At 54.1% G+C, this 24,092-nt stretch carries 33 protein-coding genes; 6 read left to right on the forward strand and 27 right to left on the reverse strand.

Annotated features, from left to right (window positions below):
* The first annotated feature begins 2 nt into the window (after positions 1 to 2).
* Together ACTJJA_RS08060 and yciA are read left to right on the forward strand one after the other, a co-directional pair.
* A complete protein-coding gene (locus ACTJJA_RS08060; protein WP_010433024.1) occupies positions 3 to 542 on the forward strand; it encodes a septation protein A in 540 nt (179 codons plus the stop codon).
* A 96-nt stretch (positions 543 to 638) separates the two neighbouring features.
* Entirely contained in the window at positions 639 to 1,034 is a 396-nt protein-coding gene (yciA, locus tag ACTJJA_RS08065; RefSeq protein ID WP_089600589.1) for an acyl-CoA thioester hydrolase YciA, read from the forward strand.
* A 36-nt stretch (positions 1,035 to 1,070) separates the two neighbouring features.
* On the opposite strand, the gene tonB is transcribed toward yciA, so the two are convergent.
* Entirely contained in the window at positions 1,071 to 1,793 is a 723-nt protein-coding gene (tonB, locus tag ACTJJA_RS08070; RefSeq protein WP_440667722.1) for a TonB system transport protein TonB, read from the reverse strand.
* 221 nt (positions 1,794 to 2,014) lie between these two features.
* Here tonB and ACTJJA_RS08075 point away from each other — a divergent pair, with 221 nt between their 5' ends.
* Positions 2,015 to 2,311 carry a YciI family protein gene (locus ACTJJA_RS08075; protein WP_089600585.1) on the forward strand — a complete coding sequence of 99 codons (297 nt, stop codon included), beginning with the start codon at positions 2,015 to 2,017 and terminating at the stop codon, positions 2,309 to 2,311.
* 39 nt (positions 2,312 to 2,350) lie between these two features.
* Here the strand turns inward: ACTJJA_RS08075 and ACTJJA_RS08080 are convergent, their stop codons facing one another.
* On the reverse strand, positions 2,351 to 3,304 hold the full coding sequence (locus tag ACTJJA_RS08080; RefSeq protein WP_440667314.1) for a bifunctional helix-turn-helix transcriptional regulator/GNAT family N-acetyltransferase: 954 nt from the start codon (positions 3,302 to 3,304) through the stop codon (positions 2,351 to 2,353).
* 418 nt (positions 3,305 to 3,722) lie between these two features.
* Here ACTJJA_RS08080 and ACTJJA_RS08085 point away from each other — a divergent pair, with 418 nt between their 5' ends.
* Complete coding sequence (locus ACTJJA_RS08085; protein WP_325839981.1) at positions 3,723 to 5,024, forward strand: protein kinase domain-containing protein; 1,302 nt, start codon at positions 3,723 to 3,725, stop codon at positions 5,022 to 5,024.
* 167 nt (positions 5,025 to 5,191) lie between these two features.
* On the opposite strand, the gene ACTJJA_RS08090 is transcribed toward ACTJJA_RS08085, so the two are convergent.
* From ACTJJA_RS08090 to ACTJJA_RS08125, 8 genes are all read right to left on the reverse strand, one after another.
* Positions 5,192 to 5,413: a DNA-binding transcriptional regulator gene (locus ACTJJA_RS08090; protein ID WP_325839980.1), complete on the reverse strand. Its 222-nt coding sequence runs from the start codon at positions 5,411 to 5,413 to the stop codon at positions 5,192 to 5,194.
* A 76-nt stretch (positions 5,414 to 5,489) separates the two neighbouring features.
* Complete coding sequence (locus ACTJJA_RS08095) at positions 5,490 to 6,659, reverse strand: phage late control D family protein (RefSeq protein WP_440667316.1); 1,170 nt, start codon at positions 6,657 to 6,659, stop codon at positions 5,490 to 5,492.
* Positions 6,656 to 7,120 carry a phage tail protein gene (locus tag ACTJJA_RS08100; RefSeq protein WP_440667318.1) on the reverse strand — a complete coding sequence of 155 codons (465 nt, stop codon included), beginning with the start codon at positions 7,118 to 7,120 and terminating at the stop codon, positions 6,656 to 6,658. The genes ACTJJA_RS08095 and ACTJJA_RS08100 overlap by 4 nt, the downstream gene beginning before the upstream one ends.
* Before the next feature lie 10 nt (positions 7,121 to 7,130).
* Positions 7,131 to 9,581 (reverse strand): phage tail tape measure protein, encoded by a 2,451-nt coding sequence (locus ACTJJA_RS08105; RefSeq protein WP_440667320.1) that lies wholly within the window; start codon positions 9,579 to 9,581, stop codon positions 7,131 to 7,133.
* Entirely contained in the window at positions 9,571 to 9,693 is a 123-nt protein-coding gene (locus ACTJJA_RS08110) for a GpE family phage tail protein (RefSeq protein ID WP_440667322.1), read from the reverse strand. Before ACTJJA_RS08110 ends, ACTJJA_RS08105 begins: the two co-directional genes overlap by 11 nt.
* Before the next feature lie 32 nt (positions 9,694 to 9,725).
* The gene (locus tag ACTJJA_RS08115; protein WP_059288188.1) at positions 9,726 to 10,019 is read right to left on the reverse strand and encodes a phage tail assembly protein; all 294 of its coding nucleotides are present in this window, start codon (positions 10,017 to 10,019) and stop codon (positions 9,726 to 9,728) included.
* Between the two features lie 56 nt (positions 10,020 to 10,075).
* A complete protein-coding gene (locus ACTJJA_RS08120) occupies positions 10,076 to 10,594 on the reverse strand; it encodes a phage major tail tube protein (protein ID WP_062934593.1) in 519 nt (172 codons plus the stop codon).
* 12 nt (positions 10,595 to 10,606) lie between these two features.
* Complete coding sequence (locus ACTJJA_RS08125) at positions 10,607 to 11,800, reverse strand: phage tail sheath protein (RefSeq protein WP_440667325.1); 1,194 nt, start codon at positions 11,798 to 11,800, stop codon at positions 10,607 to 10,609.
* A 228-nt stretch (positions 11,801 to 12,028) separates the two neighbouring features.
* On the opposite strand from ACTJJA_RS08125, the gene ACTJJA_RS08130 reads away from it, so the two are divergent.
* Entirely contained in the window at positions 12,029 to 12,151 is a 123-nt protein-coding gene (locus tag ACTJJA_RS08130; protein ID WP_255303433.1) for a hypothetical protein, read from the forward strand.
* A gap of 40 nt (positions 12,152 to 12,191) precedes the next feature.
* Here ACTJJA_RS08130 and ACTJJA_RS08135 read toward each other — a convergent pair whose 3' ends face one another.
* Genes ACTJJA_RS08135 through ACTJJA_RS08160 form a run of 6 tightly spaced genes read right to left on the reverse strand, consistent with a single transcriptional unit; the run spans position 12,192 to position 17,102 of the window.
* Positions 12,192 to 12,764, reverse strand: a complete 573-nt coding sequence (locus ACTJJA_RS08135; RefSeq protein WP_440667327.1) for a tail fiber assembly protein — start codon at positions 12,762 to 12,764, stop codon at positions 12,192 to 12,194.
* The gene (locus ACTJJA_RS08140; RefSeq protein ID WP_440667329.1) at positions 12,764 to 14,671 is read right to left on the reverse strand and encodes a phage tail-collar fiber domain-containing protein; all 1,908 of its coding nucleotides are present in this window, start codon (positions 14,669 to 14,671) and stop codon (positions 12,764 to 12,766) included. The genes ACTJJA_RS08135 and ACTJJA_RS08140 overlap by 1 nt, the downstream gene beginning before the upstream one ends.
* A gap of 11 nt (positions 14,672 to 14,682) precedes the next feature.
* Entirely contained in the window at positions 14,683 to 15,213 is a 531-nt protein-coding gene (locus ACTJJA_RS08145) for a phage tail protein I (RefSeq protein ID WP_440667331.1), read from the reverse strand.
* Positions 15,206 to 16,114 carry a baseplate assembly protein gene (locus tag ACTJJA_RS08150; protein ID WP_440667333.1) on the reverse strand — a complete coding sequence of 303 codons (909 nt, stop codon included), beginning with the start codon at positions 16,112 to 16,114 and terminating at the stop codon, positions 15,206 to 15,208. Before ACTJJA_RS08150 ends, ACTJJA_RS08145 begins: the two co-directional genes overlap by 8 nt.
* Before the next feature lie 5 nt (positions 16,115 to 16,119).
* Positions 16,120 to 16,470 (reverse strand): GPW/gp25 family protein, encoded by a 351-nt coding sequence (locus ACTJJA_RS08155; protein WP_440667335.1) that lies wholly within the window; start codon positions 16,468 to 16,470, stop codon positions 16,120 to 16,122.
* Complete coding sequence (locus tag ACTJJA_RS08160) at positions 16,467 to 17,102, reverse strand: phage baseplate assembly protein V (RefSeq protein WP_440667337.1); 636 nt, start codon at positions 17,100 to 17,102, stop codon at positions 16,467 to 16,469. The genes ACTJJA_RS08155 and ACTJJA_RS08160 overlap by 4 nt, the downstream gene beginning before the upstream one ends.
* Before the next feature lie 83 nt (positions 17,103 to 17,185).
* Between ACTJJA_RS08160 and ACTJJA_RS08165 the strand changes: the two genes are divergently transcribed.
* Positions 17,186 to 18,256: a hypothetical protein gene (locus ACTJJA_RS08165; RefSeq protein ID WP_440667339.1), complete on the forward strand. Its 1,071-nt coding sequence runs from the start codon at positions 17,186 to 17,188 to the stop codon at positions 18,254 to 18,256.
* A gap of 36 nt (positions 18,257 to 18,292) precedes the next feature.
* Here the strand turns inward: ACTJJA_RS08165 and ACTJJA_RS08170 are convergent, their stop codons facing one another.
* The 11 genes from ACTJJA_RS08170 to ACTJJA_RS08220 all read right to left on the reverse strand — a co-directional run bounded on the left by ACTJJA_RS08170 (position 18,293) and on the right by ACTJJA_RS08220 (position 23,973).
* A complete protein-coding gene (locus tag ACTJJA_RS08170; protein WP_440667341.1) occupies positions 18,293 to 18,745 on the reverse strand; it encodes a phage virion morphogenesis protein in 453 nt (150 codons plus the stop codon).
* Positions 18,738 to 19,205 (reverse strand): phage tail protein, encoded by a 468-nt coding sequence (locus ACTJJA_RS08175; RefSeq protein WP_125392021.1) that lies wholly within the window; start codon positions 19,203 to 19,205, stop codon positions 18,738 to 18,740. The genes ACTJJA_RS08170 and ACTJJA_RS08175 overlap by 8 nt, the downstream gene beginning before the upstream one ends.
* A complete protein-coding gene (gene lysC, locus ACTJJA_RS08180; protein WP_230201716.1) occupies positions 19,168 to 19,413 on the reverse strand; it encodes an Rz1-like lysis system protein LysC in 246 nt (81 codons plus the stop codon). The genes ACTJJA_RS08175 and lysC overlap by 38 nt, the downstream gene beginning before the upstream one ends.
* Positions 19,301 to 19,726, reverse strand: coding sequence for an Rz-like lysis system protein LysB (gene lysB, locus ACTJJA_RS08185; protein ID WP_354021785.1), 426 nt, complete (start codon positions 19,724 to 19,726; stop codon positions 19,301 to 19,303). The genes lysC and lysB overlap by 113 nt, the downstream gene beginning before the upstream one ends.
* Positions 19,723 to 20,232 (reverse strand): lysozyme, encoded by a 510-nt coding sequence (locus ACTJJA_RS08190; RefSeq protein ID WP_440667344.1) that lies wholly within the window; start codon positions 20,230 to 20,232, stop codon positions 19,723 to 19,725. Before ACTJJA_RS08190 ends, lysB begins: the two co-directional genes overlap by 4 nt.
* A complete protein-coding gene (locus ACTJJA_RS08195; protein WP_395014816.1) occupies positions 20,216 to 20,437 on the reverse strand; it encodes a primosomal protein in 222 nt (73 codons plus the stop codon). The genes ACTJJA_RS08190 and ACTJJA_RS08195 overlap by 17 nt, the downstream gene beginning before the upstream one ends.
* Complete coding sequence (locus tag ACTJJA_RS08200) at positions 20,428 to 20,631, reverse strand: tail protein X (RefSeq protein WP_440667346.1); 204 nt, start codon at positions 20,629 to 20,631, stop codon at positions 20,428 to 20,430. The genes ACTJJA_RS08195 and ACTJJA_RS08200 overlap by 10 nt, the downstream gene beginning before the upstream one ends.
* A complete protein-coding gene (locus tag ACTJJA_RS08205; RefSeq protein WP_440667347.1) occupies positions 20,631 to 21,137 on the reverse strand; it encodes a head completion/stabilization protein in 507 nt (168 codons plus the stop codon). The genes ACTJJA_RS08200 and ACTJJA_RS08205 overlap by 1 nt, the downstream gene beginning before the upstream one ends.
* A gap of 99 nt (positions 21,138 to 21,236) precedes the next feature.
* A complete protein-coding gene (locus ACTJJA_RS08210; RefSeq protein ID WP_088126651.1) occupies positions 21,237 to 21,992 on the reverse strand; it encodes a terminase endonuclease subunit in 756 nt (251 codons plus the stop codon).
* Between the two features lie 3 nt (positions 21,993 to 21,995).
* The gene (locus tag ACTJJA_RS08215; protein WP_440667350.1) at positions 21,996 to 23,063 is read right to left on the reverse strand and encodes a phage major capsid protein, P2 family; all 1,068 of its coding nucleotides are present in this window, start codon (positions 23,061 to 23,063) and stop codon (positions 21,996 to 21,998) included.
* Positions 23,064 to 23,118: 55 nt separating this feature from the next.
* On the reverse strand, positions 23,119 to 23,973 hold the full coding sequence (locus ACTJJA_RS08220) for a GPO family capsid scaffolding protein (RefSeq protein ID WP_440667352.1): 855 nt from the start codon (positions 23,971 to 23,973) through the stop codon (positions 23,119 to 23,121).
* Positions 23,974 to 24,092: the final 119 nt, after the last annotated feature.

Genomic DNA, 24,092 nt, shown 5'->3' on the forward strand with positions numbered 1-24,092 from the left:
GAATGAAGCAGTTTCTTGATTTTTTACCGCTGGTCGTCTTTTTTGCGTTTTACAAGCTGTACGACATTTATGCCGGAACGACGGCGCTGATTATTGCTACCGCTATCGTGCTGATTTACAGCTGGGTGCGTTACCGCAAAGTTGAAAAAATGGCGCTGATCACCTTCATTATGGTGGCTGTATTTGGTGGCCTGACGTTGTTCTTCCACAATGATGAATTCATCAAATGGAAGGTCACGGTGATTTACGCGCTGTTTGCCGGTGCGTTGTTGATCAGCCAGTGGGTAATGAAAAAGCCGTTGATCCAGCGCATGCTGGGCAAAGAGCTTACGCTGCCGCAAGAGGTGTGGTCCCGTCTGAATGTCGCCTGGGCGGTGTTCTTTATTCTCTGCGGCCTCGCCAATATCTACATTGCTTTCTGGCTACCGCAGAACATCTGGGTCAACTTTAAGGTCTTTGGGCTGACCGCGTTGACGCTTATCTTCACGCTGTTGAGCGGTGTCTATATCTATCGACACATGCCTCAGGACGACAAGCACTGATCCTCACGCCCGGAACATGCGCGTTCCGGGCTATTTTCTCCCGTTAAAAATCATAGTAGCATCCCGCCTGAAGTCTTCAGTTACGAGTTTAAAACAATGACAACAAATGACGCCCCTCAGGGCGAACTGGTTTTACGCACACTGGCAATGCCCGCGGACACGAATGCCAATGGCGATATTTTCGGCGGCTGGCTAATGTCGCAGATGGATATGGGTGGGGCAATTTTAGCAAAAGAGATTGCGCACGGGCGGGTGGTGACTGTCCGGGTGGACGGCATGACCTTCCTGCGCCCGGTCGCGGTGGGGGATGTGGTGTGCTGTTACGCGCGCTGCGTGAAACGCGGCAACACGTCAATTTCCATCAACATTGAAGTATGGGTGAAAAAGGTCTCTTCCGAACCGATTGGACAGCGTTACAAAGCCACGGAAGCGCTGTTTATTTATGTGGCGGTCGATAACGCGGGTAAACCGCGTCAGCTCCCTCAAACCTGATTGTCAGACAAAAAAGCCTCCTTACGGAGGCTTTTTTCATTCCATCTGCGCCCCGCCGTTCAGGCGGAAAACAATATTCACTATCAATCCACTGCCCGGCTTACCGGCTTCATAGCGCCATTTACGCATCGCTGCCTTTACATCACGCTCAAACATATTTGAGGGCTGTGCAGAGAGGATTTGCACATTGTCAACGCGGCCATCTGAGGTCACGTCAAACTTCACCCGCACGCGCCCTTCAATACGGAGCGCCTGAGCACGCGCCGGATAGGTAGGCTGGTTGCGGCTGAGCGCCCTTGGCCCCGCAGGCGCTGTAACGGTCGGCTTCGTGGCCGTTGCGGTGTTGTTCATCACCGGACGCGAAGGAGCAGTATTCTCTGCCGGCTGCGTTGGTCGCGTCTCGACCGGGCGTACTTCGCGTTTCGGACGCTCTTCGACTTTCTTCACCGGTTTTGGCTTCGGCTTAGGTTTCGGCTTAGGCTCCGGTTTGTGGATCACCACCGGCGCTTCCTTCGGAGGTTCCGGGACAGGCTCGGGTTCAGGTTCAGGTTCCACAACCGGCTGTGGCGGCGGAGGCGCAACCTGCGGCGGCTCAAGATCCGCTGGCGAAACCATGGTCACGGAAATTGGCTGCGCGGGCGCTGGCATTTCAATAACCTGATGAACCGAGGTATAGAGTAAACCCGCCACAACGGCACCGTGAATCACGACAGAAAGCAGCGTCGGCCAGGGAAAGCGGCGAGGTAAATCAAGGGTCATCGAAGTCATAATCATCAACGTTAAAAAACCGAACCCTGATTTTAAATGCAAATAGCAATCATATTCAATAAGACACTTTGTCTAAGCGCAATTAAAGCGCCAGAGCGGCGAAAAAAGGGGCATTTAGATCAGGGATTTAACATTGTTTTTATCTTTACATTGCAGTCATTTGCCCTTTCACATAACGTAACTGGCACTTTTAATGGTTAAGGAGCTTCGCCGTGCTTTATGTGATTTACTCTGAAGATGTCGCTGAATCCCTGGAAAAACGCCAGTCTGTTCGCCCTGCCCACCTGGCACGCCTACAGCTGCTGCAGGATGAAGGCCGCTTATTGACCGCGGGGCCTATGCCTGCGGTAGACAGCAACGATCCTGGCGCCGCGGGTTTTTCTGGCTCTACGGTCATTGCCGAGTTTGAATCTCTGGAAGCGGCAACCGCCTGGGCTGACGCCGATCCGTATGTGGCTGCCGGTGTGTACGAAAAAGTCACGGTGCGCCCGTACAAAAAAGTCTTTTGATGCCTCAAGGCTCCGCAAGGAGCCTTTTTTATCGCACCGTTAAACCTGTTTGAACCGGGTGAACTGCTGTTCAATGATACGACTGCCCCACTGATCGCCTTCCCACTCTTTCGCTAGCGTAAAGCCAAAGGATTCGTAAAGACGTCGGGCTGCGGTCAATTTATTGAACGTCCAGAGATGCACGGCTGAAAACCCCTCGCTGTCGCAAAACGTCATGGCCTCGCTCAACAGTTTTTTGCCAACCCCATGACCCCGGCAGCCATCGTCCAGAATAAACCAGCGCAGATGCGCCTCACCCGGCTCTAAATCTTCGCCATCAATGGCGACAGACCCTACAATTCTGCCGTTCATCACGGCTAGCCAAACCTGGTTGCACGGCTTCTCGAGGCGTCCGCTAAATTCAGCAAGCCCCGCAGCAACTTTGGCTTCAAAGAAGCTGCCAAAATTATGCTCGCGTGCGTAATAGCTGCCGTGCATTTCCGTGATGCGGCCAATCATGCCGGGAAGGTAACCTGAAACAATCACTGGGGCCGTAGGCTGTCGCTCAGCGCCGCTCTCCCGGCAGGCCAGCAGCGCGTTGGCGTAGAGCGACAGTCCCTGAGAAATGGTTTCCTGCTGTATGGGATCCAGTGATTGTATCGCTGAAATGACCCGTTCACTCCCGTAGGCATTAATCTGCTCAACGGTCTTGCGCCCCTTTGCAGTCAGCCGGAGACTTTTGGCCCTGGCATCTTGCGCAGAAACACCCTCCTCCAGTTCGCCTGCAGAAATAAGGCGCGACAGCATCCGGCTGACGCTGGATTTTTCCAGACCCAACAACCGCACCAGCTGACCTGCGGTCATCTCCTTATGCAGCTCAATTTCCACGAGGGTGTGTACGGCCGAGGGCGAGTAATGCGTAGAGGCCAGCGTGGAGGCCATAAAGCCCAGCTCTCTGACCATCAGACGTGACGCAACGCGAATGTCGCTAACTACAGGGGGTTCAGTATGCATTATTTTCTCCGTCATTTGGTTGTACTATACAACCAAATGGCGGAGCATTGTCAAGGATATTAAAAGGCTCCCTCAGGAGCTTTTTTATAACGTCTCAAACTATTGAAATAAAAGGATTTATTTCAGTTCACGTCCACATATCGACCACATCGATACTAAAAGCCCTGCTTATGCAGGGCTTTTGTTTTGACTTCCACTGATATGTAAGAACAAATTTTGAAAGGAACGAGGATACAGCTGACTGCCAACGAGGAGCGGAATCTTACAGCTGTAATTTATCTCACAATAACCTATCAAAACGTATACCGCAGGAATCCCGATTCAATCTGCCATACATTCGTATCCTAAAAATTTGATAATTTGTGAGATAATAATGAACTGCTAAAGGAACTTCATTTACATCACTATGGGACAGAAAATGGTTGGTAGCGTGTGGAATGACAAAATAGATGCGAAGAATGCTGGCTGGATAGCGGATGGTGACAAGAAAAGTGGTGGCCAAGGCGAGGCATGGCCAGCTGTTCGTTCTGACATTAGAGCATTTTTAAAAGTCTTGAAAAGTCAGAAAGACTCTGAACGACGAGCTCGTATGTATCGGGAAGCAGTTGCTCTCTATACCTATGAACACGAAGGAATTCCATCACTTATAGAAAGTAATTGCCATCTTTATAAACAAATGGAATACAAGCTATATTTGGTTACAGAATTGGTTCAAGGTCCAACATTACGTGAGTATATTGAGAAAAATGGGACTATGCCATTTCAACAGGCGGTTGATATGACAGATCGCCTCTTGGATATAGTCGAATACTATCATTCCCGAGATGGCATCCACCGAGATATAAAACCAGATAATATTATACTGCGTAATAGTAATCCGGCAGATGCAGTATTGGTAGATTTCGGTCTAGCTTGGCAACCTCAAGATGAGGACGCTCATGCTACTTCTGATAGCCAAGAGCTAGGTAATCGTTTCTTGCGGCTTAATGAGCTTGCGCCAGACAGTCCTAATAAACGAGATCCTCGAAGCGATATTACCTTTGTAGTAGGTATTTTATTTTACGTATTAACAGGAAAAAACCCGAATGTTTTAGAAGAATCTGAGACTGGACGTCGACCTCATCAACGTGAAGGAGTATCTGAAAGCATTCATGCCGCTACTAATAGTTGGGCACTTTCAATGCTTGCATTGTTTGACCGTGGATTTTCACCACTATTAAATAGCAGATTTCAAACAGCACAAGAATTAAGACAGGAGTTGAAGAGAATGAGCGGAGATAAGCCACCATTAGAGGATGATGAGATTCTTTTAGAAATAAAAAAGAGGTTGGAGGCGCAAGGAGCTGAAATAAATAAGACATATTTCAGTAAAATAAAGGAGGCTGTAAGAGAAATAATTATAGTTCGGAATAAGATCGTAGAAGAGATCGGAGATCACCTGTCCGGAGTTGAAACTGGATACTATAAATATGAACCCCGTCACTCTTGGTTAAACATAGGATTTGATACCCCGGGAACTTCGTATCCTCGTTTCCGACCTACATTCGACTTTCAAATTATTGCTGATGAACTCAGCATTTCTGTGTTTTCAGAAGACCGGGAAGGCGTTGCTCAAGTTATCTGGCGCACACCTGTTACAAACTCTGATTTTGGTGATGTCTTCCGCAATAAAATCAAAGAGATTTTTGTTGCTGGCTTGCGCGCAATTTTTAGTCAATAGCTTGTGACCATTGATGTCAATTTTTCCATAATGCTTTAAAGAGTTATGATGATTATCTGCTTATCAATTAACACATAGTAGGGTTTGTGGGATACGCCTCTGGCACCTTACCGGCCTTCACTAGTTTAAACGATAAAAGGTCCCGCATTTGCGGGACTTTCTTTTGGTCACATCCAGTGGATTTGTTGCTGACCTGATTGCGTCGGGTGCGGCGGCACTGGCACTACCTTACCCGGTGAAACGATAAAACGCGAAAGAGTTTCGGTCGTGACAAACGTGCAACTACAGTTGATGTTTGTGCACTGGTGATACCGCTCTTTGGTCGTGTCAGTAAAGTAGCGGCTTGTGCGAGCGTGAGCGGCGAAATGGCATTTTGGACAGTGAAACATGGCAAGCACCTCATTTAATTTCCGATTCGTTAATTTTACTCAATTTATTCTTATATAACAAATGGTTAAATAAATATCACTGCGTTAACTCTTCGCTTTCGTACTCCACATCCGAAACCTTAACCTCAAGCTCTAAGCCCGTTGTGTACCCGTTCCCGTTGAGGTTATGCACCACCCGGCTGATTATCCACGCCTGATCATCTATGACGCGCTTAAACCCTTTCACCGCGATCGGCGTTTCAGGAAATAAATCTGCCCGGCCAATAGCCAGCGAGATTGAAAACTCCGCAACGCCGCGCTGCAGCTTGTCCCACTTTGCCTGAGCGGCGCGCATGGCCTGCGCCTTTGTTGCGTATATGGTCGTCAGCTCCAGCACGTTGTCAGACTCCCCGACCATGTACTCGCCCTCGCGTGCTTCCTGCTCTTTTTTGGCTTTTGCCTTTGCCGGTGCTTTGGTCGCTTTGGGATGCTGCAGCGCGCGCAGGTGCTTTTCTTTGGGCTTACGCTTAAGCTTGACCTTTTGCTTTTGCGGCTTCGGGTCTCTGGTGTGCAGCCATTTGGCCGTAACGCCGGTGTAGGCTTCGCGGTCAGCAATCGCAAACTGGTGCCGGTCGCCGTCGCCGCGTTCAAGTGTCATACGCGGAATGGGCTTCCCGCTGGCCGTCTTACCGCTTCCGGCTTTCAGAAATAACAGATTCCCCGCTTTTACCGAAACCGCCGCACCGTTCCGGTCAGCCAGACGGGACAGAAACACCGCGTCGGATTCCTGAGTCTGGTCAATGTGAGGGACGGGGATCGCTTTCAGCGTGTCGGCCACGCTGACCTCCAGCTTATTGCGCGCCGCGATTGTCTCAACAATGACGCCGAGCGTGGTGTCATGCCATGACTGTTCCCGGCGGGAATTGAGCGACCCGCGAAAATCAGCGCTGCGCCCCCGGATGGTCAGCGTATCAGGCGCGCCCCGGTGCTCGATTTCATCGACCGTAAAGGTGCCTTTTTTTATCAAGGCGCTACCCTGCCAGCCCAGCCACAGCGTTAACGTTGCGCCGCGCGGAGGCATAGCGATTTGACCGTCGGTATCATCGAGCTCGATGTCGAGCTGGTCGGCCTCGAATCCGCGATTGTCCGTCATGGTCAGGCTGATTAGCCGGTCGCTGAAATCCTGCGTAATATCTTCGTTATCCTGCTTGAGCATAAACGCCGGGGCAATCTTTGCACCGGCCTGAATATTCATACCCGTAATCATCCCGCCAGCCCTCCCAGCCAGTTAACGGCAGACGTCACCAGATTGTCGGCCTGCGTTTTCAGGTCGCCGTAAATCGCCGCGAGCGACTCATCGACCCGTTTCAGCGACAGGCTAAACTCGATTTTTCTGGCCGCGCCGTCGCTGAATAATTCGCTGTGCGTGTGGGTCACTTTATCGATGACATACATGCCGTGGATCATGCCCGTTCCGTCAATCAGCGGCCACGCCCTGCCTTCGTCGGCCATCAGCTCGATGGCGGTCAGTGACAGACGGCCGCCGGTGATTTCCGGGTACAGCACGCCCGACAGTGTGCGCGAGGTTTCCCCCTCCCCGAGAAACTGATAAGCCGGGGGTTTGCCGATGCGGTCATTTGACGCCCAGCGGTACTCTTTCGAATACTGCATTGACTGATGTGGCAGCGTGCGGCGCTCAAACACAAATAAACCTAACACCATTAACATGCTTTAGCCCTCATCCATCGTGACGCATACTTGAGCGCTGACGCGCACGGTTTTGCTGGTCGAGTCTTTCGACGGCTTCGCGGAGCTGCCGGTCAAGGTCTGTACCCGGTGCGATGCCACCATGTAGGGTGATGTTATATTCTGGTTTGCTCTGATCTACGTAGGTCTTCCCGGCAGGAACCGGCACCGGGTGATACCACTGAGAATCGCCAAAGAACGAGGCTGGTTTGATACTGGACTCTTTACCTGAACCCGTTGCCGCATTGGCTTTTGCGGCTTTCTGGTCAAGGTCGCTCGACTCTTTATTGATAACCCCGAGTTTCTCCAACAGCCAGTTAACGCCGCCGCGCAGTTTGTTGAAACTATTAAGCGGTAACATCAGCGCGTCGGCCAGTGCCTTACCGAACAACACCCCCGCATTTTTACAGCTATCGAGCGTCTCCTGCGTTGCCTTAACCGGCGCTATCAGGTCAGTGAACCACTGCCAGACCCCGCGCAGTTTTTCGATGATGGAATCAAACACCGGCGCGAGCGGCGAGAAGATTTCAGCCACCGGCGCAAAGGCCGCTCTAAGCCCCTCCACCACACCCGAAAAGAATGCGCTTATTGGCTCCCAGTATTTACGGATAAGCAGCGCCCCGGCCACAAATGCCGCAACCACAGCCACAACCGGCCAGGTAACAGCAACGAGCACAGAGACAATGGCACTCCCCATTGCGGCCAACGTTGTACCGAGAAAACCAGCAGCTGCGATAATCGCGTTTATGCCTGTAATAACAGGCCATGCTATCAGGCCAATCCCGCCGAGCACCCCAATCAGCGCAAGCCCACCGGCGACAAGGCTAAACAGTGTTTGTGTCAGTTCAGGGTTCGCTTTCGCCCAGGCGGAAACCTTACCAAGCCACTCCGTCGCGGAAACCGTCAGGCGGCGCAATGCTGAATTTTCTTTGTCGAAAACCTCAATCTGCAGGTCTTCCCATGCTGACTGCAGGTTTTTCAGATCGCCGTCGAGGTTGTCCGTCTGTATTTTCGCAATGAGCTCTGTCGTGCCTTTAGAATCACGTATGGTCTGGCGTTTCTTATCGAGCGAGCCATCACCGGCAGCGGCGACGAGTTTAATCGCCCCCTTCATTGCCTCCTCACCAAAGATGACTTTCAGGTATTCGCCCTGCTCCGCCGTACCGAGCTTGTTTTTCGCAAAGGACTTGTGAATATCTTTGAGGATTTTCTCGACCGGCAGCATGTTCCCTTTGCCGTCGCGGGTTTTCACGCCTAATTCTGAAATCGCCTCAACAGCCTTACCCATAGGAGCCTGCAGACGGTTGAAAATGGCACTCGCGCCCGTACCGGCCATGGAGCCTTTAATCCCGTTATCCGCCAGAATGCCGAGCATGGCGGTCGTGTCTTCGATGCTCGCACCTGCAGCCTCAGCAATTGGCGCAACATATTTCATCGCCTCGCCCAGCTCGACGAGGCCGGTGTTTGATGACGTAAATCCTTTCGTCATCACATCCGCGACGCGCTCAATCTCGGTGGTCGGCAGGTTAAATGCCGACTGCATGTTAGTGATAATGTCGGCGGCTTCTGCGATATCCACGTCGGCCGCGAGGCTCAGGTTTACGGTCGAACCGGTCGCAGCCAGCACGTCATCGGCGTTATAGCCCGAGCGTGCGAGCGTGGTCTGGGTGCGCGCTACATCACCCGGCGAAAAGGCGGTTGTCGCACCGATATCACGCGCCTGTTGACGAATGGCCGCGAGCTTATCGTCGCCCTTATCGAGCCCGAGGATCGCCTGCGTGCCTGACATCTGCTTATCAAAACCGATACCCGGCGCAATAAAGCGTGACGCACCATAAAGCCCGGCGGTCGCCACCCCGACGCCCACCATCCCGGCATTACGCGCACCGGCGGCGAGCTGTTGCCCGGATTCATAGCGGCTTTTTACCGCGCTGAGTCTGGCCTGTTGCTGACTGACGCGCGCCAGTGCATCACGTTGCCGGTTAAGCTGCGCGGTTGTTTCGCTGATGCTGGATTTCAGACGGCGCTCATCCGCCGACAGCGTGCGGGTGTTTATGCCAGCCTGCGCGAGCTCGGTGCGCTGGCGCTGTACCGACTGCCTGAGCCCGTTATATTTGAGCTGCAGGTCAGCGGCGGATTTCTTTGCCGCCTCCATCGCGCGCGCCTGCGCGTTAGTGGGGTTTTCGGTGTTTTTAAACTGGACGGCCAGTGCTGCGGCCTCCTGTTTCGCTTTGTTAAGCGACTGACCGGTCACGGCAAGCTGTGCGCTCGCTTTCCTGAATCCGTCAATTCGGGACGCCTGCGCATTCAGATCGCGCAGGGTGTTTTGAGAAGTGCGGATATCGCCAGCAAGGGATTTACTGGCGTTCTGGATAGCTTTGAGCGGTCGGCTTGCCCGGTCTACTGCGTTAAGCAGCACCTCAAGTCTGACGTTATTGCTCATGGTGGTTTCCGCTTCGCTGCAGCGCCTTATCGCGCCATGTGATGAGCTCGGTCACGCTTAGGGAATAAAGCTCTGATGGCTGCCAGTGAAAAATCACCGCGATATCCGCCATCAGGTCATCGACCGAAAGGTTGTCGGGGAATTTCAGCGAGCCGAAGATGGCGACAAAAAACCAACCACCTTACCGGCGAACAAAATCAGGTCTGATGCTTCCAGACGCGTGACCTCATGCTCGGTGAGTGCCGGGTACGTCATGCGCGGCAGCACCTTAATCAGCGCGTCAACGTCAGAGTTAGCCAGCGAGGCCAGACTCACGCCGCGCAGGGTTCCCGCGTTGGGTTTTGTGACCGTAACCTGCTCGATTTTCTGCTCACCGCGCATGATGGGGTTATCGAGGATCACAATGTTCGGGTTTTCGGTTTCGTTGATGTTTTCCATGATGTTTCTCTCGTCAAAGTTAAATGACCGGCCAGCATTGCCGACCGGTTAAGGGGTTACAGGCCAATCGCCTTACGGTGTTCCGCCAGACGGTCGACGCCGTCGACTTTCATCACCATGTTGATGACGTCAATCTCGATGACCTCTTTGCCGTCAATCGTGAGCTGGTAGTACGCGCACTCGGTCGACATTTTGGTCGTGCCGCTTTCGCCCTGTTTGTTTTCGCCGCCGTCGTACTCTTTGTGACGGCCACGCATGACCACCTCAACGGCAGAAATTGCGCCGGTGTCATCGCGCTGGTATGAGCCGGTGAAGCGCAGCGGGACGGTGTCCGCACCCGGTGACGCGTACTGCGCCCACAGTTCGACGTCAGGCAGACCGCCCAGCGTCCACTCAAGCGACAGCGCATCGTCATCGAGGCCAAGGTCAATCGACACCGAGCCCGGCATCCCGCCGCCGCGATATTTCTCAAGCTTGCGGGTCAGCTTTGGCAGGGTGACGGATTCAACAACGCCCATGTAGCTGAGACCGTCGTTAAACATATTCAGGTATTTCAGTTTGCGTGGTAACGCCATGCTCTGGGCTCCTTAGCTGTTGACCGAGTCTGACAGGTTCGCCAGATAGGTATCGGTGATGCGCTGGCGCAGGGTCAGGTTTTCCAGCGGCGGGACGGGGGTGTAGTCGTAATCGATATACAGTTTCCCCGCCTTGAGCGTTTCCACGCTGTTTGACTCCGGGTCGTACCAGCAGGAGCCATCAACGATATAGCCGTTGTTTTTCAGCTCGCGGAATTTCGCATTCATACCGGCGACGATGTCGCGGATAAGCGTTGCGGTGACGGGTTTATCAATCGCCCACGCGTGCGCCTCCGCCATCGTGTCGGCAAGCACCTGCGCCGTGCGGGTGTAGTTTTCAAACAGGAAAAGCGGGTCATCTGAGCAGGTACGGTTGCCCCAGAATTTAAAGCCGTCATTTCGGATCAGCGTGGTGACACCGGCCTGATTAAGCAGGTTTGCGTCGGTGGCTTTCTCCTGTAAATCCCACGAGACCGAGGCGCTGACGCCGGTGACGCCATTCACGCCGACGTTAGACAGCGTTTTGTGCCAGCCGGTCTCCTGGTCGATTTTGGCGCGCAGGCCGAGCGCGCGGGCGGTCGCCCATGCAATATCGGTATCGTTCGCCGAGGTGTCCCATGCCAGAAAATCAGGGTGAATGACCATCAGTTCGCGCTGGCTGAAATTCTCGCGGTAGGCAGTGGCTTCAGAAATGGTCTTGCAGCCCCATGCGCTGATATAGCCAAACGCGCGCAGGCTCTGACAGGTCGCCGCGAGCGCGGTCGCCACTTCCTGAGTATCCAGCCCCGGCACGCCGAGAATACGCGGCTTAACGCCGGTGACGGTTTTTGCAGCCAGCAGCGCCTTAAGCCCGGTGTATTTGCCGTTTTCGTCGGTGGTGCCAATGATGTTGGAAATGGTCTCTTTCTGCGCCGCTTCCGGGTTTTCCGGGTCGTCGGTACCTTCGGCAACGCGCACAACCACAACGACCGGCTTGCACTGGTCGGCAATGGCCTGCAGGGATTTTGACAGGGTGCCAAGTTTACCGGCTTTACCGATGGCGTTTTGCACGCTGGTAATCAGCACCGGCTCATTGAGTGGAAATGTCTTTTCGTCAGCATCGCTGGCCGTGCAGACCATGCCGATGATGGCCGTCGATACGGTGGAAATGGTGCGCGTGCCATCATTAATCTCGATGACCTCGACGCCGTGATGATAGTCGCTCATCCGTTTAACTCCGTGGTTAAGGGGTGCAGCTATTTTCTGTTGTGTAAGAGGCGTGCGAAACGTAATGCCGTTGGAGGAGTGACAGCACAACGGGCAGCGAGCGGTCGGGGCGTGCGGGAAAGATGATTGATCGTTTTCAGCGATCAATCAGGGGGAATCGATCGCTGATAACCATTATCAATGAAGGGATATTGTCGCTATCGTTGCGCCATTAACGAGGGAGCGAGAATGACGATTTTACTCTGGATTGTTGGTGGTCTGACTGCATGGTGTCTCTTTGGCTTTTGCTGGCTCAGACTGTTTGCCGGTGATGAAACAGAAAATGACTATGAAGAATGCCCCTATGACTAAACCCGCTTAACGCGGGTTTTTTATATCTGTCAGAAACCTTTCACACCGGGAGTGCAGGCCATTCAATATCCGGCGCGGCATCAGGGGAAACCCGGCTAAGATAAACACGGTACTTTTTCCACACCGTCAACATGCTGACCTCATTCTCGCTCGCCTCCCCCAAATCGACAGCATCCTGTAATGTTTCAATCGTGAGCGTAGCTTCCTGCATCAGCCGTTTTTTTTCACCTTCAGCAAATGACACCGCTGCGGCGCGTTCTGCCGCCGTGTCTTTCTCCCAGCGTTCGCCACCCCAGCGCATATAGTTTCCGTCAGGGACAATGGTCGTCACGTCGGCAGGTAAAGCACCGGGCGAGGCGATATAAACGCGCTCGCCTGTTTCTTTGCTGTAGAGCGTTTGATTTCGGTAGTCCTCGACCAGCGCCCACGTTGTTCCGTTGAATACAGCGACCTTTCCCTCCGGCACGTCGGGCGGTGCAATATTGGTGCAGTCTGCCGGTAGACCCGTATTAGCCGGTATATAGGCATCACCCGCGCCAATAAACTCCCGGGTGTCTGCGCGGAGGTTATAAATTCGGATAGTGCGGTCTTTACCAGAAAATTTAAAAGCCATTATGCGAGCCTCACGATGTAGTTATAAGCAATGTTTTTAACGGTGTTCTCTGCGTTACCGGTGGCGGCAACGGTGATGGTGTGGGTGTGTGACCCCATAACAACCGAGTGAGTGTGCGAACCTACGGCCACCGTATGCGTGTGAGCCCCTACGGCTACCGTATGCGCATGCGCGCCAGCGCTGGCCGCCGTGCCTGAAATGGTATGAGTATGCGCACCCGCACTCGTCGTAGGCGGACCATTTGGATTGTTATTCTGTGCGTTATTAAACTCATTACGATCCACATATCGGCCAGCACCAGCCCCCCCGCTGCCAACCCACACAGGGACGGAGTGGTTATGAGCACCCGCGCTTGCTGCTGTACCGGAAATACTGTGCGTATGTGCGCCCGTGCTGTTTGATGACTTTGTTCCGTAGTCAAAGGCGCTGGTCGTTTTCGTCCCGTAATCGAATGCGCTGGTCGTTTTAGTGCCGAGATCGGTTGATGAAGCCGATGCACCGTGGGCGTGCGACTTAACGCCGTCCAGCTCCTGTGACAGCACTGCGCGTCCGCTTGCGGGTTTCCCCTTAATCGTCCAGCTGCGCATATCCGGGATGACGCCAGACGGATAGGCTGCCGCCAGAAGTGGATATGCCGCTTTATCAAAGGATTGCCCTGCCATAATGGCGTAACCGGATGGCACCGTATCAGACGGCCATGGAATCGGCGCACCTACCGGGTAATTGTTATATCCATCATGATGAATAAGTTTCCAGCCCTTAAAAACGCCAGCTGTGACAGCGGCAAAACCAATGACATTGCCATTAAAATCAATCCCAATGACGGTGTTATAGCCCTGAGTATTAGAGTGTGCGGCGTTGATGTATTGCTTCCACGCATGGCCGCCGGGCATGCCATTTTTTACAGAGGAGCCGTTAAAAAAGCCGCTTCGCGTCCTTAAATCAACAGCGACATCGGCAAATGATTCAGCATAGGTATTCAGCCCAGCCCCTTTTGGCACGCGCCCTTCAGCATTTTCATTAGCAGACTTAGCGGCATCAAACGCAGCCTTAACGGCTTTCGGTGTCGCAGCCAGCGTCTCCGACGTGCTGTCGGTCGCGCTGCTGAGCTGGACGATGCCCTTTTGCGCCGTGGTGGCGTCCTGAGCCGTGTACTTACCTTTCGCAAGGTCATACGCCGCCTTAACCGCTTTTGGCGTCGCTGCGACGCTCTCAGACGTGCTGTCGGTCGCGCTACTGAGCTGGACGATACCCTTTTGCGCCGTGGTGGCGTCCTGAGCCGTATATTTACCTTTCGCAAGGTCATACGCCGTCTTAACCGCTTTCGGCGTCGCTGCGACGCTTTCAGACGTGCTGTCGGTCGCATTGCTTAGCTGAGTGAAGCCCTTTGCGGTGAGCGTGGCGTCAGGATGGCGGCGGGACTGCTCATGCTCCGCAATTTTGTCGTCGACGTAGTCCTGCGTTGCCATCACCGTTGAGGTATCAATCGTCAGCTCGACTGACTCGATGTCGCTCACCATGATAACCATACGCACGGTCTGCGCGCGGCCTGACCCCTCCGCCAGCGCTGGCTTGTAGCTTTCGGCCATATTGCCGACCGCAATCAGCGTGCCGGTGTCATCATAGAGCCCGAGCTCGCGCATCCAGAAACCGCCAGTCTCCGGCGGGATAAGCAGCTCCGCCACGACATAATTTTTGTTCTTTTTGTCCTGGCTGATTTTGTTCAGCGCGTGACGCCAGACCTCTTTGACGAGTTTTGTCTGGTTCGGGTCAGGCACCGGCAGCGTGCCGCCACCGTCACCCACGGCCATCGCCGTCAGGTTCACCTTTTTCCCGTTCGGGAGGGTCGCTGCAGCCAGTTTGATTGCACCGGCTTTGGTGATGACCGTTTTGTATTTCACTGTCATTGTGCTCTCACTTATCCGGGGTAAACCGTGATGATGTCGCCGTCATAGGACAGAGCGCCGGTGTAGAGGTAGCCGGGGATATCCTGAATAATATTGAGGCCAATTAAATGGCGGCTGGCTGGCTTTGCATCGGCGATAAGCCGCTCCATTTCGTAATACATTTCCTCGGTGATGCCAGTCTCCAGCACGCCGATATCGAGGCGAAATGTGCCGGGCGGGTCGTTTGTCTCCCACCATTCAGAGACGTTAATCAGGTAGCCGAGCGGCTCCACCACGCGACGCACTGCGCCAATCGTTCCCTTGTGCGCATGGATAAACCACGCCGCGCGGATCACTTCCCGCTTTGTGTCCTCCGGCCAGCTCTCATCCCACCGGTCGACGGAAAACGCCCACGCCAGCCACGGCAGCAGGTTTGCCAGGCAGTCGTCAGGGCTCCAGAGACGGCGCAGGGGAACGGGCGTATTTTCGATTTCTGCGCAGGCGCGCGCGGCGGCAACCTCAAGCGGTGACGAGCCCACCGGCAACAGTCGGGTGTCATTCATCGTTGCCCCTGATGGTCACGCTGTACTCGGTGCACCATGACGCCTGAGTGTCATCGAGCACGATGTCGGCCACCGGCGCGGCCAGCTCGACGCGCTGCACCCCCTCGACGTGAAGCGCCGCATAGATGGCAGATTTACGGATGTCACGCCCGAGCCGGTGCTGCGCGCTGATATATGCCTGTAGCTTTGCTTTTGCCGCACTGAGCACCGGCTCACTTTCTGGACCGGGGTAAAGGTAAAGCGACGCGGTGATTTTATAGTCGACAATTTTTGCTGACTGCACGGTCACGCGGTCGGCAACCGGCCGGACGTCCTCGTCGTTAAGCGCAGTGCGCACAATGGCGAGCAGCTCGTCAGAGGCCACGCCGTTATTTTCACGCGACAGCACCGACACGGTAACGCACGCGGGTTCGGGACTGATGACGGAAATATCCGCGACACGCCCGTCGGCGCTGCGGCCATGAAACTGATATGCGCCGGTTGAGCCTGCGGTACTTAGCCCCTCAGGGGCTTGCTGGATACGCAGGCGATAGTCAGTGTCCGATTCCATCACGGCTGGCGTTGGCGGAAACGTCGTGTCGTCTGCCGGGGTAATAACGAGTCGTGGGACGTTGGAATTTGCCCCTATCTGGTCGAGGTCGCTCCCGGCAGCGTAAGCCAGCATGACCGCACGCGCGGCCTCGTTGACGCGCTGTCGCCAGATAACTTCCCGGTAGGCGTTTTCCTGCAGCAGCTTAACAATCGGCTCTGATTCGAGCGTCAGGGTGCGCGCGACGGCCTCCTGCTGTTCCTCAGGATAAAGCGAGACGAGCGTCGCCTTACGCTCTGCGAGGATGCTCTCATAGTCCAGCACTTCCACGACTTCGGGCGCGGCGAGCTGGTTCAGGTCAACAATTGCCATAGCGTTTAACTCAGTGGAATGGTGAGGGAAAAGGGCTGGCCGTTGGCCGCGCGCGTGCCGGTGATGTCGACATACAGGCCGCCGTCATCCTCCGACCGCTCAAAGGTGATGCTCGTCAGGCTGACGCGCGGCTCCCATTTCTGGATCGCGGAATAACACGCGGCCATAATCTGCAGGCGCAGCGCCGGGGTCTGCGGCTGGTCAATCAGTGCTGACAGGAGCGAGCCGTATTCACGGCGCATGATGCGCGAGCCAACCGGCGTAACCAGAATGTCGCGCACGCTTTTCCTGATGTGCTCGACCTCAGAGATACTGAGGCCGGTCTGGCTGTTCATTCCCAGATAACGCACCGTCATTTAGTGCCCTCCGTCCAGCTTCCGCCCCGTTCTACGCCGCCGTGGTCGTGATCATCCACCTGCACGCCGTTTGAGGTAAATGTCCCGCCGGTGTGTTCGATGTTCCCGGACATCTTCCCGCCTTTCTGTACTTCGAGCGTGCCGGTCGTCAGCTTGTTGGTACACACCACCTCGGGCGTATCGAGCGTGATGCGGGTCGAGGCTTTCACCAGTACCACCGGCACGGTGGCCGTAATGGAATCCGACGCGGTGACGTCGGCAGTTTTGATACCGGATACGGTGAGCGCGCCGCTTTCGGGCTCGTACTCGATAACCGCCCCGTCAGGAAAGGCGACATGAATCGCATCGGGTGAGGCCGAGGGCGCGGGATGGTCATCCGAGAAAATGCCCGGCAGCACAAAGGCCGTATCGAGCTCGCCGCCGATGGCCAGCAATAACACCTGCTCACCGACCGAGGGAGCCCACCACACGCGAGAACGACCGGCGCGACAGGTTAGCCAGTTAAGCCAGGTGGTTTCCATGCCACCGGTCTGGACACGACAAAGCCCCTTTTCTGCGTCGACTTCACTAATAATCCCTGTCCGGATTAGATTACGCACAATTCGCAAGATGTCATTGAGTTCAGTTTTCATTCGAGCATAATGTAATACTCTAACAATGATTTAAACTTACTGTCGTTTTGTCATTCTCTAAACAACGTAACGGGCAATCCTCAATGACAACCAAATTTTTTGAAACCCCACGAATTCAGCAAATGATACGTGAATACATTCTCGCAATTGATTCAACAGATGCACCAAGTGACTTCGATAGAGATAGGAACGCTCTAATTAAGGAGTCCCTAAATATGTTCTTAAAAGAACCAGATCGTTGGGATTGCGAGGCATCTTTTAATATTAAACACATTGGTGACATGATTTCTAATGAGCTAGAAGACAGAATACTTTCACCTCAAACACTAAATATTATGTTCACCTCCTGCTTCCGAATTATTGTTGAACCTAGCATATTTACTGGAATGACAGAAAGCCCATTTAGCACTATAAAACAAATTAAAGACTTTGGCATTCATAGATATAACGAATTTGATGACAGAAGCCAAGGGCAACTCGATTACGCACTTAGAGAAATGCCATTAAATATTGTCAAAAATGCATTCAGCGACACAGATATAAGTACTTATGATCAATTCATTAAAAAATTCAAATCAGCGCAAGAATTCGCAAGGGATTGGGAGGAATATATAGAGGAGAAAAACAAACAAATAAAGGACATTAAATCAACTCTTGAAGGATATGAGAGTGCTTTCAATTTTGTAGGTTTATATGAAGGTTTTAGTTCATTAGGTAAGCAAAAGAGTAAAGAGATCTTCTGGTCTAGATTATTGCTGCTTGCACTTGCAGTTGCAATCCCCTGCCCATTACTCATTGAAATTTTTTCAACAATAAAAATCACCACCGCCACAAGTTTAATCGACAAACTCATTTCCTTTATTCCATTTTTCTCTCTCACTTTCATTTTTATTTATTATTTTAGGGTTGCCTTAACAAATCACACATCACTGAAAGCACAGACACTACAGATTGACCTCAGAAAAAGTCTTTGCCAGTTTATCCAAAGTTATGCGGATTACTCAAAAAAAATAAAAGACTCCAATGGTAATTCGCTTGCAAAGTTTGAAGATGTTATATTTTCTAATATTATGCCGAGCCAAGAGAAAATACCGTCAACATTTGATGGAGTTGAACAAATAGCATCACTAATTGCAGCAGTAAAACCAAAGTAAGAAAATAAGACTTGGTGGGATAACCCACCAAGTAACTCACTGATTTTTAATATATTTAACAACTAATATTTCAATGAGATGTTTCTCTGCTTGACTAATTCCAAGCAACTGGCGCTCTGCGTACTGCACGTCACGACTGTGAGGGTTTGGCCGATCTTTTAGACCATGCTGATGAATCCGTGCAATACGCTGGACTTTGCCGGTAAATTCCACCACGGCACTGTTTTCACGGCCACTGGCTTTCATGTACCGGCTCGTGCGGAGTTTCTGGAACATCGCCCGTTTAATCCGCCCGGCCTTAGCCCTGAGAGGCTGACGCTTTCGCGCCTGATACGGTGAGCCGTCCGGTGCTTTTTGCTGTTTGATCCGTTGCTGTTGCGACTTGCGCAGCTCCTTTGCAATGTCACCGGCAAGCTTGCGACGCCCTGCGGGTGACAGGGCAGCAAGCAGCCCGGCGAGCTGGTTGTCAAAAGGCTTAAAGTCACTCATCCCATTTGCTCACCAGTTCGCCGTTAATATAGAGCTCTTTCGGCCGAGTGACCGGCTCAGGCAGCGGAGGCTCAGGGGCATAGCTGACATGCAGCGCGCCGTTTTCCTCTTTGATGAGGGTGCGCTCGGTGAGCTGCAGGCTGATGCTGATATCGACACTGTCCTCGTCGTTTAAATCCATCTGGAAACGGTAGCCCTTTTTGCGCCCGTCATCGAGCGTGCAGATATCCGGCTGATGCTCACGCAGCCACGCGGCCACCGGCACGAAAATCAAATCAGGGTCGCCAACAAAATCACACACGATCACATTCAGGGTGTAAATTTTCTCGTGGGACAGGGAAGCCGCGAGCCGCGCATCGATATTCCCCTCGTCGGCAAAAATGCGCATCATCTCGGGATTGGTTTTAAGCTGCGGGACGGCGTCAATTAACGCCTTGCGCAGGCTGATTGCTTTCTTCATCGAGTTTATCCTGACAGTCTTTGACGGTTTCAATCTGCAGCGCGCAGGCGGCGAGCGCGTGCTCAAGCCTGCGGATATCTGCACTCAGGTCGCCATTAACGACCGGATCGCTTTCCGGCATCGGGCAATAACTCACCTTCGGGCAGGCGCTGTAAACAATGACCGGCGGAGGCGCAACCGGCGCGGGTGTGCAGCCTGCGCACAACATCAGGCAGCCTGTCGCTATACCAGCGGCGTAACGTTTCATTCTCATTTATCAGCCTTGTAATGGTTTCTTCCCGCCGCACGGCCATTGCACCGGCGGCGATTAACTCACCGCGTAAAGTGACCTGCGCGGTTTCGTTTTTCCTGGCAATTCCCTGCGAAACGGAAAGCTGATTTTTCAGCATCCCAATCACATTTTTCTGTTCAACTGCCACCTTGTTTGCCCGTTCAAAGGAGCGCATCAGGTTGCCGTTTTCATGGCGCTGCCAGAGCACAACCGCCATCAGCGCGGCCAGTAAAAACAACATCACTTTCATTGAATCCCCCTGATGCAGTAGGCACGCTCACGCGCGCGGCGGTTTTCCAGCCCTTTATTGATTGAGCCATTCACATAAACCCAACGGGTGAGCTGGTCGCACGCCTGCCACCATTGATGACGCTTGATGTACGAGACCAGCGTTGAGCGGCAGGCCGCGCCGGTTCCCACGTTGAATGAGAAGCTGACCAGCGCATCGTAAACCTGTTGCGGCATTTCCACCGGCGCGCAGACCGCGAGACGCTTCTCGACGTTCAGCACATCCGCGACAAGGTTCGCCGCCGCCTGACGTTCGGTGATTTCCCCTTTCGGCACGACGCCTGCAGTGTGGCCGATGCCTGACGTCCACACTCCCGCGCTGCACTGGTAAGGCGTCAGGCGACAGCCTTCGAGGTCGGCAATCAGCGCCAGCCCCTCGGGCGAGGTGTTAAGCAGACGAAAGTCAGGCATCAGCGCTGCCAGCGCCAGCACGGCGGCCACACTGCACTTTTTAACGATTGATTTCACGAATAGCCCCTTTATCGAGTCCGAGAGACGTCAGATAGAGATAGGTTTTGCGCTTAAACCAGTAGTTCGTCAGCGCGGTAAAAATGGCGCATCCGCCGCCCACGTAAAGCGCCATCTTTTCGGGTGAAATTGCCCCGAGATACGCCAGCGCAACGGCCATCCAGTAGGCGATAAACGTGGTGATTTTTTCCATGCTCAGTCCCATAGATTCACCGTTTCGGTTCTGGCCGCGCTGTCGGTCTCGGGCAGCTCAATTGCCGTGCCGTGCGGCAGAATGACGCCGAGCTCAGACAGGCCGGGATTAGCCTCTAAGACGGTTTCGACCACACCCCCGGTGCGCCCGTAGTACCGCATACAAATCGCGTCGAGGGTGTCCCCCTGCAGCGCATACGCTTTCATCAGATTTGCCCCACAATACAGCGCGCTTTATCCTGGATACGCGCCACTGACCAGCGCATATCGCGCCACATCTCATCGATAGTGTTGTCGATACTGTCGGCCTTTTTGTCACCTTTGGCGGTCGCATCCACGCCGCGAAAGCGCTCATAGAGCGTGGCTGTCGTCATAGCACACACGGCGTTGAAGTAGTGGAAAACGCGCACGCTCTCGCCGTCGAGCAGGTCGGTCGGGACATCCGCCAGCGTGGCGTGACCGGCTTCAAGCTGACGCTCGCGCCATTCGCTCAGCTCCGCATTCGTCTCCGCGATGGCGGTCTTAATCGCGCGGCGCAGGCGCACGGGGGAAACGGTCTGCTCTAAACGCATTTCCTCCCGCACGCGCTTCGGATCCACGTCAGGAAAAAACGGGGTATTTTTGATTACCGGCTCGCTCACGCCCGGTGGCGGTATCACCACGCCCGGCACATCCTGCGGCTCTTGTTTTGGCTCAATAATCAGCGTCGTCATGACAACCTCGGGTAATAGGTGGGCGGTGGACGCCGTTCGCAGTCAGGGTAAGGAATACCCGCATTGAACGGCGTGCCGCCCGGCTCGGGGAGCGCTCGGTTAACCTGCGGCTTTTGCCGCCTTTGGTGGACGCCCGCGCCGTGCCGCCGGTTTAGCGGCAGGTTTGCGCGTGCGCGGTTTAGTCTTTTGGGTTTTCGGGGCGGGTTCAGGTTTTGGCCTGAGCTGACGTTCTAACTGCTCGATATCCTTTTTCACCCCGATAGTGCTTTCTAACTGGATCGCACGCTGCAGGTGCGCCAGCGCCTCGGGCAGTTGCTTCGCATCACGCAGCACGTAGCCGGTGATTTTGTGCAGCTTCGCACGCACGATATCGGGCATATCCGCGCGCTCCGTCAGCGCAATGGTGTCGAGCAGGTTCGCCAGTTCGACCGGCTGTTTTGCAGCGAGCAGGCGCTGCGCGGCGAGCGTGACCTCTTCGGCCAGCAGGCACGGCGTCGGACGGCGACCGACCGGCATGGTGAGGCCGTAGGTCATGGCGTAACGGGCAATCTCCAGCGCCCCGGCGATATCGTCAGCATCGAGACGCCACAGCATGACCGTCATGACGATGTCATCCTGCGCCCCTTTACCACTTTCGAGGACGCCAGCCACCCACGGCAGATAGAACGGCAACAGCTCGCGTTTTTTCGCGGCTTTACGCTCTTTTGAACTGATTTGTTTTAGCGTGCGGTTGTCTGCGGCCAGCTTAACGAGCATCTGCTCATAGGCAGTTGCATTGCGCAGCGGGACAGCATCCCGCTGCGCAGTTTCGGAGGCCGAGACCCGCATCATGTGACGCGCTGCGGGACTCGTCATGGCTTACTCTCCGCTTTCCGGTGCTGCAGGTGCGGTGAAGTCACCGAGTGTAATGTTTTCAATCAGGCACCCGGCGGCGTAGGCCTCGACTACATAGTCAATATTCATTGACTCGTAGTTTTCAATGCGGTCTTTCTGAGGCTTTTCGACGATGCTGCGGCGGTGTGCGTCGTCCATGAAGTAAATCGACAGGTTATCGAGACGCGTCACCATCAGGGCATTAGCCGGGAAGTAAGGCACGCGCACGGCTGGCAGGTTGCCAATACGCTTCTGGCTGATGATGATGTCAGCGGCCAGCGACTCGGTGTTTGCCTGCTCTTTGTTGACGATCGGGAAATATTTATCCGCCATCAGCTTACGCCCGGTGATGACAACCAGCTCCGGGTCATCCTGATAAATCTCGTCAATCAGATTGCCGGTGGCATCCATGACCAGCGCGTCGAGGTTCGCATAGTCGCCGTTTTTACCCACGCGGATCACTTCAGAAATCACCGCACCTTCCTCGTCGGTAATTTTTGACATCACGCGCGCTGGCGCTTCGTTGCGGTACTTCTGCAGCCAGCCGGTCGCCACATCCTGCAGCATCGGATTTTTCGCACGGTCTGATGTGTCTGCGCGCTTAATACCGTTGAAACCGGCCATGATGAAATCAAGCGACTGACGTTTGATAATTGCGTCACGGATACGGGTCTGGAAGTCCTGGAATCGCGCCCACAGGTCAAGCTGTTTGTAGCGGATATGGAAGTCAAAGTTAATCTGCGCACACTCGTATTTGTTGGACTCCAGCGCAGTGAAATCAGCGGTTTTACGCTCATCGTCACCGGCGGTGTCGGCAGTGCTGGCAATCGTACCGTTAACGCCGACCCCGACTTTTTCGCCTTTCAGCTCGTCGACCGGCACGATGTTGATTTTGGTCAGAAACGCGGATGACATCTGCAGGGTCGTCATCAGGGTTTGGGTGACCGACGGTTCGACGGTGAATTTCTTTGCCACGTCATCGGTGGAAACGCCGTTCAGCTCCGCGACGCGGGACAGGTAGGCATTGAATTTGAAGCGAGTATCTTTACGCATGGTTTTTCCTGTTCAGGTAATAGGTATCAGGCCGGGAAGCACACCCGGCGGGTTATCAGCAGTTGGTCAGCAGCTCGTCGCCCGTGCCACCTTTTGATAGCTCGCGGCGCGGCTGGCGCTGGCTTTCGGTGTTATCGAGGGAGTTTTTGAGTTCATTAAACGCCTGAGCGCTTTCATCGGCCTTGCTGGTCACGTCCTGCTTAAGCTTCGTCAGTTCGGTTTCCAGCTCGGTGACGCGCTGGTCAGTGGCGGTGAGATTGGTTTGAACCAGCTCGGTGACGGTGGTGACAGCCTCATGCACATCTGCGAGACGTGCATCATCGCTGGCCTGTTTGCGGCTGAAGATGGCCTTAACCTTGTCGGTCAGGCTGTTGAGCATGGTGTCGGGAACGTCCTCAAACTCCAGCTCAGCCAGTGAGGCGACAGAAAAAACGTCGTCCGGCTGGTCTTTTTTACCGGCAAGCGGGTTCTGCGCGGCGCGGCTGCAGAATTCGAGGTATTCGGTACCGAGGCTTGCCGGGTCATCGGTGACGGCCAGGCCAACGAGGTAGCACTTGCCGCTGTTGGCAAAGTTCGGGCGGATCTCCATCGAGGTGTAAACCTTCTGCCCGGCCTTAACCATGCCGACCAGCTCGTCGAGCGGCTGGATTTTGCCATACAGCGCTTTTTTGCCATCGAGCGCAGAGCCATCCCTGATAATCTCCGCCTTAAGCTCGGTTACATCGCCATAACGTTTAAAGAGGCTGTCAGGCATCAGCCCCCGGATATGTTCGAGGTTAATGCGGCAGCCATAGACGCGCGGGTCGAACGTGTCGGCCATATCCTGAATATCATCGCCGCTGATGACGCGGCCATCGCAGGTGTCACCCTCGACGCCGATGCGAAACCATTTAGAAACTTTCTTTGCCATTGTTCAGGTGTCCTGATGTTGGGTTTTCGGGTCAGGGTTAGTTTCCCGACTCTGCCTCGTATCAGCCACCGCTTACGATCTGATTAGATCTGACACAACAGTCACTTAGCGCGAATCCC

Origin of the sequence: Enterobacter sp. 22452 (genome assembly GCF_052045065.1) — a bacterium.
GTDB classification, from domain to species: domain Bacteria; phylum Pseudomonadota; class Gammaproteobacteria; order Enterobacterales; family Enterobacteriaceae; genus Enterobacter; species Enterobacter mori.

Coding starts and splice junctions, on each gene's coding strand:
- ACTJJA_RS08060 (WP_010433024.1), top strand. CDS start 3: ATGAAGCAGTTTCTTGATTTTTTACCGCTGGTCGTCTTTTTTGCGTTT.
- yciA (WP_089600589.1), top strand. CDS start 639: ATGACAACAAATGACGCCCCTCAGGGCGAACTGGTTTTACGCACACTG.
- tonB (WP_440667722.1), bottom strand. CDS start 1,793: ATGACCCTTGATTTACCTCGCCGCTTTCCCTGGCCGACGCTGCTTTCT.
- ACTJJA_RS08080 (WP_440667314.1), bottom strand. CDS start 3,304: ATGCATACTGAACCCCCTGTAGTTAGCGACATTCGCGTTGCGTCACGT.
- ACTJJA_RS08085 (WP_325839981.1), top strand. CDS start 3,723: ATGGTTGGTAGCGTGTGGAATGACAAAATAGATGCGAAGAATGCTGGC.
- ACTJJA_RS08090 (WP_325839980.1), bottom strand. CDS start 5,413: ATGTTTCACTGTCCAAAATGCCATTTCGCCGCTCACGCTCGCACAAGC.
- ACTJJA_RS08095 (WP_440667316.1), bottom strand. CDS start 6,659: ATGATTACGGGTATGAATATTCAGGCCGGTGCAAAGATTGCCCCGGCG.
- ACTJJA_RS08100 (WP_440667318.1), bottom strand. CDS start 7,120: ATGTTAATGGTGTTAGGTTTATTTGTGTTTGAGCGCCGCACGCTGCCA.
- ACTJJA_RS08105 (WP_440667320.1), bottom strand. CDS start 9,581: ATGAGCAATAACGTCAGACTTGAGGTGCTGCTTAACGCAGTAGACCGG.
- ACTJJA_RS08110 (WP_440667322.1), bottom strand. CDS start 9,693: ATGGCGGATATCGCGGTGATTTTTCACTGGCAGCCATCAGAGCTTTAT.
- ACTJJA_RS08115 (WP_059288188.1), bottom strand. CDS start 10,019: ATGGAAAACATCAACGAAACCGAAAACCCGAACATTGTGATCCTCGAT.
- ACTJJA_RS08120 (WP_062934593.1), bottom strand. CDS start 10,594: ATGGCGTTACCACGCAAACTGAAATACCTGAATATGTTTAACGACGGT.
- ACTJJA_RS08125 (WP_440667325.1), bottom strand. CDS start 11,800: ATGAGCGACTATCATCACGGCGTCGAGGTCATCGAGATTAATGATGGC.
- ACTJJA_RS08130 (WP_255303433.1), top strand. CDS start 12,029: ATGACGATTTTACTCTGGATTGTTGGTGGTCTGACTGCATGGTGTCTC.
- ACTJJA_RS08135 (WP_440667327.1), bottom strand. CDS start 12,764: ATGGCTTTTAAATTTTCTGGTAAAGACCGCACTATCCGAATTTATAAC.
- ACTJJA_RS08140 (WP_440667329.1), bottom strand. CDS start 14,671: ATGACAGTGAAATACAAAACGGTCATCACCAAAGCCGGTGCAATCAAA.
- ACTJJA_RS08145 (WP_440667331.1), bottom strand. CDS start 15,213: ATGAATGACACCCGACTGTTGCCGGTGGGCTCGTCACCGCTTGAGGTT.
- ACTJJA_RS08150 (WP_440667333.1), bottom strand. CDS start 16,114: ATGGCAATTGTTGACCTGAACCAGCTCGCCGCGCCCGAAGTCGTGGAA.
- ACTJJA_RS08155 (WP_440667335.1), bottom strand. CDS start 16,470: ATGACGGTGCGTTATCTGGGAATGAACAGCCAGACCGGCCTCAGTATC.
- ACTJJA_RS08160 (WP_440667337.1), bottom strand. CDS start 17,102: ATGAAAACTGAACTCAATGACATCTTGCGAATTGTGCGTAATCTAATC.
- ACTJJA_RS08165 (WP_440667339.1), top strand. CDS start 17,186: ATGACAACCAAATTTTTTGAAACCCCACGAATTCAGCAAATGATACGT.
- ACTJJA_RS08170 (WP_440667341.1), bottom strand. CDS start 18,745: ATGAGTGACTTTAAGCCTTTTGACAACCAGCTCGCCGGGCTGCTTGCT.
- ACTJJA_RS08175 (WP_125392021.1), bottom strand. CDS start 19,205: ATGAAGAAAGCAATCAGCCTGCGCAAGGCGTTAATTGACGCCGTCCCG.
- lysC (WP_230201716.1), bottom strand. CDS start 19,413: ATGTTGTGCGCAGGCTGCACACCCGCGCCGGTTGCGCCTCCGCCGGTC.
- lysB (WP_354021785.1), bottom strand. CDS start 19,726: ATGAAAGTGATGTTGTTTTTACTGGCCGCGCTGATGGCGGTTGTGCTC.
- ACTJJA_RS08195 (WP_395014816.1), bottom strand. CDS start 20,437: ATGGGACTGAGCATGGAAAAAATCACCACGTTTATCGCCTACTGGATG.
- ACTJJA_RS08200 (WP_440667346.1), bottom strand. CDS start 20,631: ATGAAAGCGTATGCGCTGCAGGGGGACACCCTCGACGCGATTTGTATG.
- ACTJJA_RS08205 (WP_440667347.1), bottom strand. CDS start 21,137: ATGACGACGCTGATTATTGAGCCAAAACAAGAGCCGCAGGATGTGCCG.
- ACTJJA_RS08210 (WP_088126651.1), bottom strand. CDS start 21,992: ATGACGAGTCCCGCAGCGCGTCACATGATGCGGGTCTCGGCCTCCGAA.
- ACTJJA_RS08215 (WP_440667350.1), bottom strand. CDS start 23,063: ATGCGTAAAGATACTCGCTTCAAATTCAATGCCTACCTGTCCCGCGTC.
- ACTJJA_RS08220 (WP_440667352.1), bottom strand. CDS start 23,973: ATGGCAAAGAAAGTTTCTAAATGGTTTCGCATCGGCGTCGAGGGTGAC.